Annotated in this window: 14 protein-coding genes and 2 tRNA genes; 9 read left to right on the plus strand and 7 right to left on the minus strand. The window is 56.3% G+C overall.

The window, feature by feature from the left end:
- Window positions 1-54: 54 nt before the first annotated feature.
- Complete coding sequence (sppA, locus tag B3229_RS17475) at window positions 55-1914, minus strand: signal peptide peptidase SppA (protein WP_286872843.1); 1860 nt, start codon at window positions 1912-1914, stop codon at window positions 55-57.
- Window positions 1915-2086: 172 nt separating this feature from the next.
- Between sppA and B3229_RS17480 the strand changes: the two genes are divergently transcribed.
- The 3 genes from B3229_RS17480 to B3229_RS17490 all read left to right on the plus strand — a co-directional run bounded on the left by B3229_RS17480 (window position 2087) and on the right by B3229_RS17490 (window position 5039).
- Entirely contained in the window at window positions 2087-2638 is a 552-nt protein-coding gene (locus B3229_RS17480) for an NAD(P)H nitroreductase (protein ID WP_048784527.1), read from the plus strand.
- Between the two features lie 176 nt (window positions 2639-2814).
- Window positions 2815-4734: a DNA topoisomerase III gene (locus B3229_RS17485; protein ID WP_286872846.1), complete on the plus strand. Its 1920-nt coding sequence runs from the start codon at window positions 2815-2817 to the stop codon at window positions 4732-4734.
- Entirely contained in the window at window positions 4734-5039 is a 306-nt protein-coding gene (locus B3229_RS17490) for a YnjH family protein (protein ID WP_286872849.1), read from the plus strand. The genes B3229_RS17485 and B3229_RS17490 overlap by 1 nt, the downstream gene beginning before the upstream one ends.
- Window positions 5040-5068: 29 nt before the next feature.
- Here B3229_RS17490 and xthA read toward each other — a convergent pair whose 3' ends face one another.
- From xthA to B3229_RS17515, 5 genes are all read right to left on the minus strand, one after another.
- On the minus strand, window positions 5069-5875 hold the full coding sequence (gene xthA / locus B3229_RS17495) for an exodeoxyribonuclease III (RefSeq protein WP_286872852.1): 807 nt from the start codon (window positions 5873-5875) through the stop codon (window positions 5069-5071).
- Between the two features lie 130 nt (window positions 5876-6005).
- Window positions 6006-6090: transfer RNA gene (locus tag B3229_RS17500), tRNA-Tyr, on the minus strand.
- Between the two features lie 45 nt (window positions 6091-6135).
- A tRNA-Tyr gene (locus B3229_RS17505) sits at window positions 6136-6220 on the minus strand.
- Between the two features lie 145 nt (window positions 6221-6365).
- Entirely contained in the window at window positions 6366-7214 is an 849-nt protein-coding gene (gene purU / locus B3229_RS17510; RefSeq protein ID WP_033791175.1) for a formyltetrahydrofolate deformylase, read from the minus strand.
- Window positions 7215-7268: 54 nt separating this feature from the next.
- Window positions 7269-7724 carry a YchJ family protein gene (locus tag B3229_RS17515; protein WP_033746705.1) on the minus strand — a complete coding sequence of 152 codons (456 nt, stop codon included), beginning with the start codon at window positions 7722-7724 and terminating at the stop codon, window positions 7269-7271.
- A gap of 93 nt (window positions 7725-7817) precedes the next feature.
- Here B3229_RS17515 and rssA point away from each other — a divergent pair, with 93 nt between their 5' ends.
- The 5 genes from rssA (at window position 7818) to B3229_RS17540 (ending at window position 13326) form a co-directional block, all read left to right on the plus strand.
- The gene (gene rssA / locus B3229_RS17520; protein ID WP_048781936.1) at window positions 7818-8723 is read left to right on the plus strand and encodes a patatin-like phospholipase RssA; all 906 of its coding nucleotides are present in this window, start codon (window positions 7818-7820) and stop codon (window positions 8721-8723) included.
- 99 nt (window positions 8724-8822) lie between these two features.
- Window positions 8823-9839: a two-component system response regulator RssB gene (gene rssB, locus B3229_RS17525; protein ID WP_033746709.1), complete on the plus strand. Its 1017-nt coding sequence runs from the start codon at window positions 8823-8825 to the stop codon at window positions 9837-9839.
- 193 nt (window positions 9840-10032) lie between these two features.
- Window positions 10033-10941, plus strand: a complete 909-nt coding sequence (gene galU / locus B3229_RS17530) for a UTP--glucose-1-phosphate uridylyltransferase GalU (protein ID WP_033746712.1) — start codon at window positions 10033-10035, stop codon at window positions 10939-10941.
- A 22-nt stretch (window positions 10942-10963) separates the two neighbouring features.
- Entirely contained in the window at window positions 10964-12304 is a 1341-nt protein-coding gene (locus tag B3229_RS17535; protein WP_033746713.1) for a UDP-glucose dehydrogenase family protein, read from the plus strand.
- A 14-nt stretch (window positions 12305-12318) separates the two neighbouring features.
- The gene (locus tag B3229_RS17540) at window positions 12319-13326 is read left to right on the plus strand and encodes an NAD-dependent epimerase (protein ID WP_277268734.1); all 1008 of its coding nucleotides are present in this window, start codon (window positions 12319-12321) and stop codon (window positions 13324-13326) included.
- 87 nt (window positions 13327-13413) lie between these two features.
- Here the strand turns inward: B3229_RS17540 and hns are convergent, their stop codons facing one another.
- Window positions 13414-13821: a histone-like nucleoid-structuring protein H-NS gene (hns, locus tag B3229_RS17545; protein ID WP_033746720.1), complete on the minus strand. Its 408-nt coding sequence runs from the start codon at window positions 13819-13821 to the stop codon at window positions 13414-13416.
- 429 nt (window positions 13822-14250) lie between these two features.
- Here hns and tdk point away from each other — a divergent pair, with 429 nt between their 5' ends.
- Window positions 14251-14868 (plus strand): thymidine kinase, encoded by a 618-nt coding sequence (gene tdk, locus B3229_RS17550; protein ID WP_048781932.1) that lies wholly within the window; start codon window positions 14251-14253, stop codon window positions 14866-14868.
- Window positions 14869-14924: the final 56 nt, after the last annotated feature.

Genomic DNA, 14924 nt, shown 5'->3' on the forward strand with positions numbered 1-14924 from the left:
GTATAAGGGGAAAGCGGGGGAAAAGCAGCCCGGTCAGGGACCGGGCTGCGAGCTTCATCGCACTTCGCCGCAGTTCAGGCAGAACGCATAGCGATTTTGCGGATCGTTAAGATTATTCAGCAGGCCGGGCTGCTGTTTCATGGCGCTCATCACGTCCAGCATCGGCGCGGGCAGCCAGGCCTTCAGCGTGGTCGGCAGCACCGCCTGCGCCGAGGCGGTGACCTGGCTGAGCAGCATATCGAACATGCCCGGCTGATCCTGATACCAGCTGAGCTGCGGCTTCGCAATCTTAGCCAGTTCGCCCGCTTTCTTCACCGCATCGTCAAAGTCGCCCAGCGCATCTACCAGGCCGTTGGCTTTAGCGTCGCTGCCGGTCCAGACGTGGCCCTGCGCGATAGCGTCGATTTGTTCCGGCGTTTTATGGCGCGAAGCGGCGACCAGACCGACGAAGTTGCGGTAGCCGTTTTCAATCGTCAGCTGCATCAGCTGCTGCACTTCGGTCGGCAGCGCTTTGGTGGAGGCCACGTCCGCCAGCGGTGAGGTGGCGACGCCGTCCGTGTGCACGCCGATGCTATCCAGACTGTTCTCCAGCGTATTGATGACGCCGAAAATGCCGATGGAGCCGGTCAGGGTGCTCGGGTTGGCGACGATATAGTCCGCCGGCGTCGAGATCCAGTAGCCGCCTGAAGCCGCCATGCCGCCCATAGAAACCACGACGGGCTTACCGGCAGCATGCGCCGCCGCCAGCTCTTCACGGATCGCTTCGGACGCCGTAACGCTGCCGCCTGGGCTGTTGACGCGCAGGATAATCGCCTTGATTTTAGGATCGAGGCGCGCATCGCGGATCTGCGCGGCGGTGGTATCGCCGCCGACGTTGCCGGGGGTCTCCTCGCCGTCCATAATCGCGCCGCTCGCCATCACTACTGCGATATTGCCATCCTGCTGGGTCGGCTGTTTCACGTTGTAGTCATAGATGCTGACGCTGTGGTAGTCGTTGCTGGCTTTATCCCAGCCGAAGGTTTTTACCAGCTCCTGATCGGCCGCCGCGCGGCTGTCCAGCACATCCACCAGCTTGTTGTTGAGCGCATATTTGGCGGTATCGCCGTTTACCGCCTCAAGACCGGCGATTACCGCCGCCGCCCCTGGGAACAGCTGATCCGGCGTAATCTGACGGTTGCCCGCCACGGTATTCAGGTAGTTCTGCCACAGCTGACCGACCCAGCGGCTGTCGGCGTCGCGCGCCGCCTGGGACATGTCGTCACGTAGGAAAGGTTCGACCGCCGATTTGTAAGTGCCGACGCGGAAGACGTGGGAGTTGACCTTCAGCTTATCCAGCAGCGTCTTATAGTAGAGGCCGTTGGTGGCGAAACCGTGCAGATCGACCGTGCCCTGCGGCGAGAGATAGATTTTGCTGGCGTAGCTGGCGAGATAGTACTGCGCCTGGCTATAGCTGTCGCCCAGCGCAAAAATGGGCTTGCCGCTGTCGCGGAATTCGCGCAGCGCTTTGCCGACGTATTGCAGAGAGGGCTGATCGCCGCCGGCGAAATCGCGCAGATCCAGCACCATGCCAGTGATATTTTTGTCGCTTTTGGCCTGACGGATGGCGTCCACCACGTCGAACAGCGAGTTCTCCTGCAGGCGATCGCTGCTTGCGCCCAGCAGCTGACGACCCAGTTTGCTCAGCTTGTTGCTGACCGAGGGTTTATCCACCAGTACGCCGGTGAGATCGACTTTCAACGCGCCTTGCTGCACCGGCGTTGATCCGCTGCCGGAACCGCTGACCTGCAGCCAGATGCCGACGCCGACCAGAATTAAAAAGATCAGGAACAGATTGAGAACAAACTCCCTGATAAAATTCAGCACTCGCCATGTCCATCGGAACAGACCGGCAATAATTCGCCACAATGTGCGCATCAGACTCTCCATTTTCGCTAGCGGAAAGCGGTCGCCGCGCGGCTCCGCCTTCCATGACGCCCTCATCCTAAAGAGCGGCGTGGAAAATGTCAGCAGGAAATCGCGGCGGACTGTTACAAAAGATCAGGCTGTGCCAGGATTAGCCAACGCGTTATGACATCAGGAGAAAATCATGGATGCACTTGAATTACTGATTAATCGTCGCTCGGCCTCGCGGCTGACCGAACCGGCGCCCGCTGGCGAAAGCCTGCAGAACATTATCCGCGCCGGCATGCGCGCGCCGGATCATAAGTCGCTGCAGCCGTGGCGCTTCGTTATCGTCGAGAATGAAGGGCGCGATCGGCTGAGCGCGCTGCTGGAAGAGGCGGCGCGCGAGGCGCAACTGGAGGAGAAGGCGATCGATAAAGCGGCGCGTTCGCCGTTCCGTGCGCCGATGATCATTACCGTTATCGCCCACTGCGAAGAGCATCCCAAAGTGCCACGCTGGGAGCAGGTGGTATCAGCGGGCTGCGCGGTAATGGCGATGCAGATGGCGGCGGCAGCGCAGGGCTTTAACGGCATCTGGCGCAGCGGTCCCTGGACCGACAACGCGCGCGTGCGCAGCGCCTTCAACTGCCGCGAACAGGACGCTATCGTCGGTTTCCTCTATCTCGGCACGCCGCAGCTAAAATCGAGCACCACCGTGGTTCATCCCGACACCGCGCCTTTCGTCAGCTATTTCTAGCGCACGCCGTCTCTCTTTCCGTGCAGCGTAGCGGGTTGCGCGGATCCTGCGCGACCGATCCAGAAGTGACCCGCCAGAGCTTACCTCCTAATCAGGAAACGTCTAAGATAGCGCTGCGCCTCTGTCGCGTTAGCCGAATGGCCCTCATACCCTGAAGTAAAGGATCTTGCTGACTCATGCGTTTGTTTATTGCGGAAAAACCGAGCCTTGGCCGCGCGATTGCCGATGTGTTGCCCCAGCCCCATCGTCGCGGAGAGGGTTTTATCGCCTGCGGCGACGATCAGGTCGTCACCTGGTGCGTCGGGCACCTGCTGGAGCAGGCGCAGCCGGACAGCTACGACAGCCGCTACGCGCGCTGGTCGCTGGCCGACCTGCCGATCATCCCGCAAAAATGGCAGCTGCAGCCGCGTCCCTCGGTGGCGAAGCAGCTTAAAGTCATTGAGAAGCTGCTGAAGCAGGCCAGCGAAGTGGTGCATGCGGGCGACCCCGATCGAGAAGGTCAGCTGCTGGTGGACGAAGTGCTCGACTATCTGCAGCTGCCGCCGGAAAAACGCAGCCGGGTTCAGCGCTGCCTGATCAACGACCTGAACCCGCAGGCGGTGCAGCGGGCGGTGAGCCGCCTGCGCGAAAACCGCGAATTTATTCCGCTCTGCGTCTCGGCGCTGGCGCGCGCGCGCGCCGACTGGCTTTACGGCATCAATATGACCCGCGCCTGGACGCTGCTGGGGCGCAACGCGGGCTATGACGGCGTGCTGTCGGTGGGTCGCGTGCAGACGCCGGTGCTGGGTCTGGTGGTGCGCCGCGACGAAGAGATCGAAAACTTCGTCCCCAAAGATTATTTCGAAGTCAAAGCCCATATCGTCACGCCGGACCAGCAGCGCTTTATCGCCAGCTGGGTGCCCAGCGACGCCTGCGAACCCTGGCAGGATGAAGAAGGGCGGCTGCTGCATCGCGCGCTGGCGGATCACGTGGTCGCCCGCATCGCGGGCCAGCCTGCATTGGTCACCAGCTACAACGATAAGCGCGAAGGCGAGGGCGCGCCGCTGCCTTTCTCGCTCTCCAGTCTGCAGATCGAGGCGGCGAAGCGCTACGGACTGAGCGCGCAAACGGTGCTGGACATCTGCCAGAAGCTCTATGAAACCCATAAGCTGATCACCTATCCACGTTCCGACTGCCGCTATCTGCCGGAAGAGCACTTCGCCGGCCGCCATGCGGTGCTGAAGGCGATTCAGACGCACGCGGGCGCCATGACGCCGCCGGAAGACTTTAGCGCCGATCGCCGCAACCGCTGCTGGGATGACAAGAAGGTTGACGCGCACCACGCCATTATCCCTACCGCGCGCGCCAGCGCGGTGCGGCTGACGGAGAACGAGCAGAACGTTTACGCCTTGATTGCCCGACAGTATCTGATGCAGTTCTGTCCCGACGCCATTTTTCGCAAATGCGTTATCGAGCTGGATATCGCGGGCGGCAAATTCGTCGCCAAAGCGCGTTTTCTTGCCGAAGCGGGCTGGCGCGCGCTGCTGGGCAGCAAAGAGCGCGACGAGGAAAACGACGGTACGCCGCTGCCGGTGGTCGCGAAGGATGACGAACTGCTGTGCGAGCGGGGCGAGGTGCTGTCGAAGCAGACGCAGCCGCCGCGTCCGTTTACCGATGCGACGCTGCTCTCCGCCATGACCGGTATCGCCCGTTTTGTGCAGGATAAAGAATTAAAGAAAGTGCTGCGCGCGACCGATGGTTTAGGAACAGAGGCCACGCGCGCCGGGATTATCGAGCTGCTGTTCCGCCGCGCCTTTCTGGTGAAAAACGGACGCTATATCAACGCGACGCCTGCGGGGCGAGCGTTGATCCACTCGCTGCCGGAACTGGCGGCGCGGCCCGATATGACGGCGCAGTGGGAGTCGACCCTGACGCGCATCAGCGAAAAGGCGTGCCGCTATGAGGAGTTTATGCAGCCGCTGGTCGGCACGCTGACCGAGCTGATCCATCAGGCGCGCCAGCAGCCCAGCGCGATGGCCTTTCGCGGACTGCCCGCTTCAGGGCAGAAGAAGCGTCCTAAACGAACGGCGAAACGAAAAGTGAAGGAGAGCGAATAATGCGTTATGGCGCAGGTTTATGCTTTATCGCGGCGCTGGTGAGCGGCGGCGCCGCTGCCAGCCCCTCGCATGGGCATCAGCAGGAGTACAGCGCGGGTGGCAATGCGGATGTGGTGGTGGATATGCCGCCTGAAGTCTGGACGCAAAATCAAAGCGGCGCGCCCAGCTGTCAGCAGTGCTGTATTTTCGAGAATCGTAACTACAGCGAGGGCGCGGTGGTGAAATCGGAAGGGGTGCTGCTGCAGTGCGCCCGAGACGAAAAGGTGCTCGGCACCAATCCGCTGATCTGGAAAATCGTGAAGTAAGCGGCGTGGCGCTTTGCCACTCCGTCGTATCAGAACGCGAAGGTCGACCAGACCGGCGCGTGGTCAGAGGGTTTTTCCATGCTGCGGATGTCGTAGTCGATTCCCGTCTCCACGCAGCGGGCGGCCAGCGGCTGGCTGGCCAGCAGCAGATCGATGCGCAGTCCGCGATTGTCGTCGAACCCCTTTGAGCGGTAGTCGAACCAGGAGAAACGATCGCTCACCTCAGGATTTTTTTCGCGGAAGGTGTCCACCAGTCCCCACTTCAGCAGGCGATCCATCCATTCGCGCTCTTCCGGCAGGAAAGAGCATTTGCCGGTGCGCAGCCAGCGTTTGCGGCTCTCTTCGCCGATGCCGATATCGAGATCGGTGCTGCTAATATTCATGTCGCCCATAATCAGCACGGGTTTATCCGCCAGCAGGCTCTGCTCAAGATAGGTTTGCAGATCGCGATAGAACTTCTCTTTCGCCGGAAATTTAGTCGGATGGTCGCGGCTCTCGCCCTGCGGGAAATAGCCGTTGATAACCGTGATATCGCCTATCGGGCTCGGGATCTCCGCCATAATCAGGCGGCGCTGCGCTTCTTCATCGTCGCCGGGAAAGCCGCGTCGCACCGAAACGGGCTGCACTTTGGTCATCAGCGCCACGCCGTAGTGGCCTTTCTGGCCGTGATAGAAGACGTTATAGCCGAGCTTCGCCACCTCTTCGAGCGGAAACATATCGTCATGGACTTTGGTTTCCTGCAGGCCGATAACATCAGGCTGATGCTGTTCGACGAGCGCTTCAAGCTGATGGGGGCGGGCGCGCAACCCGTTGATGTTAAATGAAACAAATTTCATGGCGTGGACCAGTGTGCTGAGAATGTTGCGCCGGATGGTAGCGATTTTTTAGCAAAAAGTCATGGGGATGCGTGCGGTACCTGTCGGGAGAATCAGGAAAGCGCGTTTGATACGGGAGAGTTTGCAAGGATGGTGGTGGGAGAAGGATTCGAACCTTCGAAGTCTGTGACGGCAGATTTACAGTCTGCTCCCTTTGGCCGCTCGGGAATCCCACCTGGGAAATGCTGATAATGACCGGTAAGGCGAAGAAACGATTCAGATGGTGGTGGGAGAAGGATTCGAACCTTCGAAGTCTGTGACGGCAGATTTACAGTCTGCTCCCTTTGGCCGCTCGGGAATCCCACCACTGGCCTGAATCATTGTGCCTTAAAGCGGGGCGCATCATACCAAATGCGGTCAGCGTGTAAAGCGCCCAACTGAAAAATGTGAACCGTTTGCCCACTTTTTGCCCGTGGCGCTGAATTCACAAACAATTCAGCGCCCGATGCGCTTAAAGAATAATCGTGCGGTTGCCGTAAACAAATACGCGCTGCCCCAACACTTTATAGAGCGCGCGGCTTAACACGTTTTTCTCTACGTCGCGTCCGGCGCGCATCATCTCTTCGGCCGTATAGCTGTGATCGACGTTAATCACGTCCTGCATGATGATCGGACCTTCGTCCAGATTATCGTTCACGTAGTGCGCCGTTGCGCCGATGATCTTCACACCGCGCTCGTAGGCCTGATGATATGGACGCGCGCCGATAAACGCCGGCAGGAACGAGTGGTGGATATTAATAATCTGGTTTGGATAGCGCTGCACAAAGGCCGGCGTCAGCACGCGCATATATTTCGCCAGCACCACGTAATCGGGCTGGTAGCGGTCGATCTCGTCTGCCATCAGGTTGTCATGCTCTTCGCGCGACAGCCCTTCATGGCTGACCAGCACGAAAGGAATATCGAAACGCTCAACCAGCGAACGCAGCGTGTCATGGTTGCCGATAACCGCGGCAATCTCCATATCTAGCCCGCCGAACGCGCTCTTCATCAGCAGATCGCCCAGGCAGTGCGCCTCTTTGGTGACCAGCACCACTACGCGACGGCGGCCAGCGCTGTTCAGCTCGCGCGTCGATCCGGTCGGCAGCGCGCTGTCTAAATCCGCCAGCAGCGTATTATCGTTGAAAATGCCCTCAAGTTCGGTGCGCATAAAAAAGCGGCCGGTGCGATGATCAACGAATTCATTGTTTTGCACGATATTCAGCTCGTGCTTGTAGCAAATATTGGTGATTTTAGCGATCAGACCTTTCGCGTCAGGGCAAATGGTACGTAAAACTTTTCGTTGCATAGTTTGCGCTTGCATCTCGATCAGAGTCCTGTCAAAGCGATTGGGTAAAACCGTTGGGCCGTATGCTGTTCAGCCGCAACATTTCTTGTATTTTTTATCGGAGCCACAAGGACAGCGATCGTTGCGCCCTACGGCGGGCGCCGTTCCATCAACATAGTACCAGCGATGATCCTCGCGAAGAAAGCGAGAACGCTCGTGGATTGCGCTTATCTGCGAATTTTCGCGGTAACGCGCAAAAAAAGTGACGAAAGCTTCATTATCATGGCTTCCATGATTACAACAGGTTACATTCAGGCTAAGCCACTCGGTACCGGCGAAACTTTCGGATAATCGCTGCGCCATATCGGGCAGACGCTTGTCGGGATGCCAGCTGGCGACCAGCCAGTCGCTGTTTTGCCTGGCGTAGGCGGTATAGCGCGAGCGCATTAACTGTTCAGCCGATTCAGGCAGCCGTTCGCCCGTCAGAAAGGGCGCGCAACATAAGCTATACTGCTTCCCGCTGCAGCAAGGACAGGGTTCGGACACAATAACTCCTGTGAGCGATAAATTAAGATGACGCCATATGGTAGCCGACCTGGCGCAGTGAAGCTATGCACAGTCGTTGGCGACAGAGGGTAAATGAGAAAGGTTAAAATCGGACTGGCGTTAGGGTCAGGCGCAGCCAAAGGATGGGCGCATATCGGCGTCATCAACGCCCTGACGCGAGCAGGGGTCGAAATCGACGTGGTAGCAGGCTGTTCCGTCGGCGCGCTGGTCGGCGCGGCTTATGTCAACGACCGCCTGCCTCAGATGGAAAAATGGGTCAGCGCCTTTCGCTACTGGGATGTTATACGTCTGATGGACCTCTCATGGCAGCGCGGCGGTTTGCTGCGCGGCGAGCGCGTCTTCAACCATGTGCGCCAGCTGATTACTCAATCTGATCTTGAGCGCTGCGGCAAGCCGTTCGGCGTGGTGGCGACCAACCTCAGCACCGGCCGGGAATTATGGCTGACCGAGGGCGATCTGCATCAGGCTGTGCGCGCATCCTGTAGTATGCCAGGCTTATTGCCGCCCGTCGGCTACAATGGTTACTGGCTGGTGGACGGCGCGGTGGTGAATCCCGTACCCGTTTCGCTTACGCGCGCCCTTGGTGCGGATATCGTTATCGCTGTTGATCTTCAGCATGACGCGCATCTGATGCAGCAGGATCTCCTGTCTGTTACGCCGCAGAACAGCGACGAAGCGGTTTCGGCCGCCGCCCTGAGTTGGGCTAAAAAAATACGTCAGCGGCTGGTGGGATTGACCCATCGCCGCACCACACAAACGCCGGGTGCGATGGAGATAATGTCGACATCCATCCAGGTGCTGGAAAATCGCCTGAAGCGTAACCGTATGGCAGGCGATCCTCCCGATGTGCTGATTCAGCCGTTTTGTCCGCAGATTTCGACGCTGGACTTTCACCGCGCAGAAGAGGCTATCGAGGCAGGCAAGGCCGCCGTTGAGAAAAAAATGGATGAACTATTACCGCTGGTGCGAAACAGATAATCAGGTTGTTCATTCACAGGTGTTACTTCGGCTAATTCTGAAAGGCGCAACTGCGTTTTATGAACCACTATTGATTGATCTGGTACGCAGGGGGAAAGAATGGAGAAACCACTAATCGGCAAAAAGATACTCATTGTCGAAGATGAGGTCGTTTTCCGTTCTCTGGTAAACAACTTCTTGCTGGCGCTCGGCGCCAGTACGTTTGAAGCCGGCGACGGCATTGATGGCATTGGCTATCTGCAGCAGCACGATGTGGATCTGGTGATCTGCGATCTCGAAATGCCGCGTATGAACGGCATTCAGTTTGTCGAGCATATTCGTACGCGCGGCAACAGCGTGCCGATTCTGATTATCTCGGCGACGGAAAATATGGCGGATATCGCCCATGTTCTGCGCCTCGGCGTGCAGGACGTGCTGCTTAAACCGCTGAAAAATTTCGAGCGCTTCCGCGAAGCGGTCTATGAATGTCTCTATCCTTCGATGTTCACCTCTAAGGTGGAAGAGGACGAGCAGCTGTTTCAGGACTGGGACGCGCTGGTGCGCGATCCGGCCGCCGCCGCGAAGCTGCTTAAACAGCTTCAGCCGCCGGTGCAGCAGACGGTGGCCAATTGCCGCGTCAACTACCGACAGCTCACGATGGCCGAACAGCCTGGGCTGGTGCTGGATATCGCGGCGCTCTCCGACAACGATCTCGCTTTTTACTGTCTTGACGTCACGCGCGCTGGCGATAACGGCGTGCTGGCCGCGCTGCTGCTGCGCGCGTTGTTCAACGGTCTGCTGCAGGAGCAGCTTTCCGGCCAAAAACAGCGGCTGCCGGAGTTAAACGGCTTGCTGCGTCAGGTGAATCTGCTGTTGCGTCAGGCCAATCTGAGCGGGCAGTTTCCGCTGCTGGTCGGCTATTATCACCGCACCTTTCAAAACCTGATTTTGGTTTCTGCTGGATTAAACGCCACGCTTCATGTTCACGCCCACCAAATTCAACTCAGTAACGGCGTTCCCCTTGGCACTATGGGAAGCACCCATCTTAACCAAATCAGCCAGCGCGCCGACAGCTGGCAATGCCACGTCTGGGGCGCTGGAGGCAGGATCCGCCTGATGTTATCGGCTGATGAATAGGCGAAAAAATTTAATTTCGCCGGGGTCTGAAGACAGGTCCAGAGGTTAGCTTTACACTTGGGTAATAGTCTTAAATTCTGCGGATTGACTCCTTCCAGGATAAATCCGTTCGATGGTAACTGATATACTCATTCCCGAATTTCAACCGACATATCAAGTATTAACTTGAACGGCCTATAAGAGAGGTATCTTGATGTCTGCCTATAAGTCCAAAGTAAAAAAAGCGGTAATCCCTGTAGCAGGTTTGGGCACCCGTATGCTCCCTGCGACAAAAGCGATTCCGAAAGAGATGTTACCGCTGGTCGATAAGCCGTTAATTCAGTATGTCGTTAACGAGTGCATCGCAGCAGGAATTAACGAAATTGTGCTGGTTACGCACTCTTCTAAAAACTCCATTGAAAACCACTTCGATACCAGTTTTGAGCTGGAAGCGATGCTGGAAAAACGCGTTAAGCGTCAGCTGCTGGACGAAATCCAGTCCATCTGTCCGCCGCACGTCACCATCATGCAGGTACGTCAGGGCATCGCGAAAGGCCTGGGCCACGCCGTTATGTGCGCGCATCCGCTGATTGGCGACGAGCCGGTTGCGGTGATCCTGCCGGACGTGATTATCGACGAGTACGAATCCAACCCGACCAAAGACAACCTGGCCGAAATGCTGAGCCGTTTCGACGAGTCAGGCCGCAGCCAGATTATGGTTGAGCCGGTCGCAGACGTGACTGCTTACGGCGTAGTTGACTGCCAGGGCGCAGAACTGCAGCCGGGCGACAGCGCACCGATGGTTGGCGTGGTTGAGAAGCCGAAAGCCACCGAAGCGCCGTCTAACCTCGCGGTCGTTGGCCGTTACGTTCTCTCTGCGGACATCTGGCCTCTGCTGGCGAAAACCCCTCCGGGCGCAGGCGGCGAAGTACAGCTGACCGACTCTATCGCTATGCTGATGGAGAAAGAGACAGTAGAAGCTTACCACCTGAAAGGCGTAAGCCATGACTGCGGTAACAAACTCGGTTATATGCAGGCATTCGTTGAGTACGGTGTTCGCCATCCAGTGCTGGGCAAAGATTTTTCTCAGTGGCTCGATAGCGCAGTTGGCAATAAAAAGTAATTCATAAACACAGGATAACTCAATGAAAGTCACTGTATTTGGTATCGGCTATGTCGGTCTGGTTCAGGCTGCGGTGTTGGCCGAAGTCGGACATGACGTTCTCTGCATTGATGTCGACGCGAAAAAAGTCGAAAACCTGAAAAAAGGCATCATCCCCATTTTCGAACCCGGCCTTACGCCGCTGGTTATGTCGAACTATGAGGCGGGTCGCCTTAAGTTCAGCACAGATGCGGAAGAAGGCGTCAATCACGGCGTAATGCAGTTTATCGCCGTGGGCACGCCGCCAGATGAGGACGGTTCGGCTGACCTTAAATATGTGACCGCCGTTGCTCGTACCATTGCGCAGCACATGAAGGATCACAAGGTTGTGCTTGATAAATCCACCGTTCCGGTCGGAACAGCGGATAAAGTGCGTCGCGTGATGGAAGAGACCCTGCGCGATCGCGGCGTCAGCCTGACGTTTGACGTGGTATCCAACCCGGAGTTTCTCAAGGAAGGCGCAGCCGTCAACGACTGCATGCGTCCTGAGCGCATCGTGGTAGGGACCGACAATGAGGAAGTTGAAGAGCTGTTGCGCGAACTCTATGAGCCGTTCAACCGCAATCACGACCGAATGATTGTTATGGATATCCGCAGCGCGGAGCTGACCAAGTATGCGGCAAACTGCATGCTGGCGACCAAAATCAGCTTCATGAACGAGATCTCCAACCTGGCCGAACGCCTGGGTGCGGACGTCGAGAAAGTGCGTCAGGGCATTGGTTCTGACTCACGTATCGGCTACCACTTCATCTACCCTGGCTGCGGCTACGGCGGTTCCTGCTTCCCGAAAGACGTGCAGGCGCTGATCCGTACCGCTGAGTCGATCGGCTATAAGCCGCGTCTGCTGCAGGCGGTGGAAGATGTTAACGACAGCCAGAAAACCAAGCTGCCCGCTTTTATCAAACGCCACTTCGGCGAAGATCTGAGCGGTAAAACCTTTGCTGTCTGGGGTCTGTCGTTCAAGCCTAACACCGACGATATGCGTGAAGCCTCCAGCCGCGTGCTGATGGAATCGCTGTGGGAAGCTGGCGCAAGCGTTCAGGCGTTCGATCCGGAAGCGATGGACGAAGCGCAGCGCATCTATGGTCACCGCAGCGATCTGAAGCTGATGGGCACCAAAGAAGCAGCGCTGCAGGGCGCAGATGGCCTGGTCATCTGCACCGAGTGGCAAAACTTCCGTGCGCCGGACTTTGACGTAATTAAAAATTCCCTTAAAGAACCCGTGATTTTTGATGGTCGCAACCTGTATGATCCAGAGCGTATCAGCAAACGCGGTTTCGTTTATTATGCAATCGGCCGCGGAGCGTCTATTCAAATTGCGTAATTAACGAGGGAAGTATGAACATTCTGGTCACCGGCGCCGCAGGCTTTATTGGATTCCACGTCACTCAACGCTTGCTGGCCGCCGGTCACCAGATTGTCGGCATCGATAATCTTAATGACTATTATGATGTCGGCCTGAAACAATCTCGTCTTGATTTAATCGCACAGCACCCCAGCTTCAGGTTTATTAAAATGGAGCTGGCGGATCGCGCTGCCATGGCCTCGTTATTCGAACAACATGCGTTTCAACGCGTCATTCATCTGGGCGCGCAGGCGGGTGTGCGCTATTCTATCGATAATCCTCACGCCTATGCCGACGCCAACCTGATTGGTCATTTAAATATTCTTGAAGGATGCCGTCATCATAAAATCGAGCATCTGCTCTACGCATCCTCCAGTTCTGTTTATGGACTGAATCGTAAAATGCCATTTTCGACGGACGACAGCGTCGATCATCCGGTTTCGCTTTACGCAGCGACGAAAAAAGCCAATGAGCTAATGTCGCATACCTATTCGCATCTTTATAACCTGCCGACGACCGGCCTGCGTTTTTTCACCGTATATGGTCCATGGGGCCGTCCGGATATGGCGCTGTTTAAATTTACCCGCGCCATGATCGCCGGCGACGCGATCGACGTCTATAACCGCGGCGAAATGAAGCGCGACTTTACCTATATCGACGATATTGCCGAAGCCATTGTGCGCCTGCAGGATGTTATTCCGCAGCGCGATGAAAGCTGGACGGTGGAAACGGGCTCGCCTGCCACCAGTTCTGCGCCGTACCGCGTATATAACATCGGAAACAGTCAGCCGACCAGTCTGATTAAATATATTGAGGCAATTGAAAAAGCGTTGGGCGTGACGGCAAAGAAAAATCTGCTGCCGATGCAGCCGGGCGACGTGCTGGAAACCAGCGCAGATACCGAGGCGCTATATCAGGCGATTGGCTTTAAACCGCAGACCGGCGTAGAAGAGGGCGTAGCGCGCTTTGTCAGCTGGTATCGTGAATTTTATAACGTCTGATAAAAAAGGAAGCCTGCGCTTCCTTTCCCTGATTTATCCAGGGTCACCTAACCAGAGTGACCCAAATGATTGAAGCACTATCAGTTATTACAGCAGAAAGCTGTCCAGCTGTTTACCTTCTTCTTCGATCGCTTTTTTGATTACCGCAGGCGTACGACCCTGACCGGTCCAGGTGCGGGTTTCGCCGTTTTCATCGACATATTGATATTTAGCCGGACGCGCAGCGCGTTTAGTTTTACCTGGCGCTTTAGTTTCAGCAATTGTGCTTAACAGCTCATTGGGATCGATTCCATCCGCCAGCAGCATTTCTCTGTATTGCTCAAGTTTGCGCGTGCGTTCTTCACTTTCCGCTTTAGCATGCGTCTCTTCCTCGCGGCGCTCATTAACCACGACTTCGAGTTTTTCCAGCATTTCTTCCAGCGTTTCCAGTGAACACTCTCGAGCCTGCGCGCGTAATGTACGGATATTATTAAGAATTTTTAGTGCTTCGCTCATTGTCCTGATCTCTGAATATATTAATGAAGAGGTGTTCTGCCAGCTAATAATAGTGGCGGCAAAAAATTACTGCAATAGTAAAATAAGTGGAACGGTAAAGAATGATAATTAAATTTCCCGCTGAGGTTTAATCAAATGAAACGATAAGGCGGTTGATATTCGCGTGTCGGCACGTTATGAAAAATCTGAAACGTTAAAGTGAGCAGCGTTTTCAGAGTGACGTAAGGCCAGAGCCGGCGTGGCAAAGTGCCGCTTTACAATAAAGTTCAGGTACAAATGATTAAAAAAAAAGGCAAAGACGAAGCGCGTTTTTTTCTCTTGCTGGCGAACTTGTAAACAGCCGGCACGAAATAATCACCGCCATAATTTGCGTTTATCTGTGATAGAATTCTGCCCATTCTGTTTGCAATGCTTTGAGAAACCACGCTAATGGCTCAGCTCTATTTTTATTATTCCGCAATGAATGCAGGGAAATCCACCGCGCTATTACAGTCGTCTTACAATTATCAGGAACGCGGCATGAGAACTCTGGTCTATACCGCTGAAATTGACGATCGTTTCGGCGCGGGCAAGGTCAGCTCGCGTATTGGTCTTTCTTCGCCAGCAGCGCTGTTTAACGCGCAAACGCAGCTGGATGCGGAGATCGCGGCGGAACATGCGCGCCAGCCGGTGCACTGCGTACTGGTAGATGAATGCCAGTTTCTGACGCGCGATCAGGTCAAGGCGCTCTCTGACGTCGTGGACAATATGGATATCCCGGTGCTCTGCTACGGGCTGCGCACCGACTTTCGCGGCGAACTCTTTGGCGGCAGCCAGTATTTGCTTGCCTGGGCCGACAAGCTGGTGGAACTGAAAACCGTCTGTCACTGCGGGCGCAAGGCGGGTATGGTATTGCGGCTCGACGCCGAAGGCCGTCCGTACAGCGAGGGCGAGCAGGTGGTGATCGGCGGCAACGAGCGTTATATCTCGGTATGCCGCAAGCACTACAAACAGGCGATTGAGCAGGGGTCGCTGGCCGCCATCTACGGTCAGCACAAACCCGCCTGACGCCAGTTCCCGATAGTCATAAAAAAACCCGCCGAAGCGGGTTTTTTCTTACTGGC

Origin of the sequence: Pantoea sp. UBA5035, assembly GCF_002415245.1 — a bacterium.
Taxonomy (GTDB): Bacteria; Pseudomonadota; Gammaproteobacteria; order Enterobacterales; family Enterobacteriaceae; genus Pantoea; species Pantoea septica.

Coding starts and splice junctions, on each gene's coding strand:
- B3229_RS17490 (WP_286872849.1), top strand. CDS start 4,734: ATGCGTTATGGCGCAGGTTTATGCTTTATCGCGGCGCTGGTGAGCGGC.
- xthA (WP_286872852.1), bottom strand. CDS start 5,875: ATGAAATTTGTTTCATTTAACATCAACGGGTTGCGCGCCCGCCCCCAT.
- hns (WP_033746720.1), bottom strand. CDS start 13,821: ATGAGCGAAGCACTAAAAATTCTTAATAATATCCGTACATTACGCGCG.
- tdk (WP_048781932.1), top strand. CDS start 14,251: ATGGCTCAGCTCTATTTTTATTATTCCGCAATGAATGCAGGGAAATCC.
- purU (WP_033791175.1), bottom strand. CDS start 7,214: ATGCAAGCGCAAACTATGCAACGAAAAGTTTTACGTACCATTTGCCCT.
- B3229_RS17540 (WP_277268734.1), top strand. CDS start 12,319: ATGAACATTCTGGTCACCGGCGCCGCAGGCTTTATTGGATTCCACGTC.
- B3229_RS17535 (WP_033746713.1), top strand. CDS start 10,964: ATGAAAGTCACTGTATTTGGTATCGGCTATGTCGGTCTGGTTCAGGCT.
- galU (WP_033746712.1), top strand. CDS start 10,033: ATGTCTGCCTATAAGTCCAAAGTAAAAAAAGCGGTAATCCCTGTAGCA.
- B3229_RS17480 (WP_048784527.1), top strand. CDS start 2,087: ATGGATGCACTTGAATTACTGATTAATCGTCGCTCGGCCTCGCGGCTG.
- rssB (WP_033746709.1), top strand. CDS start 8,823: ATGGAGAAACCACTAATCGGCAAAAAGATACTCATTGTCGAAGATGAG.
- rssA (WP_048781936.1), top strand. CDS start 7,818: ATGAGAAAGGTTAAAATCGGACTGGCGTTAGGGTCAGGCGCAGCCAAA.
- B3229_RS17485 (WP_286872846.1), top strand. CDS start 2,815: ATGCGTTTGTTTATTGCGGAAAAACCGAGCCTTGGCCGCGCGATTGCC.
- sppA (WP_286872843.1), bottom strand. CDS start 1,914: ATGCGCACATTGTGGCGAATTATTGCCGGTCTGTTCCGATGGACATGG.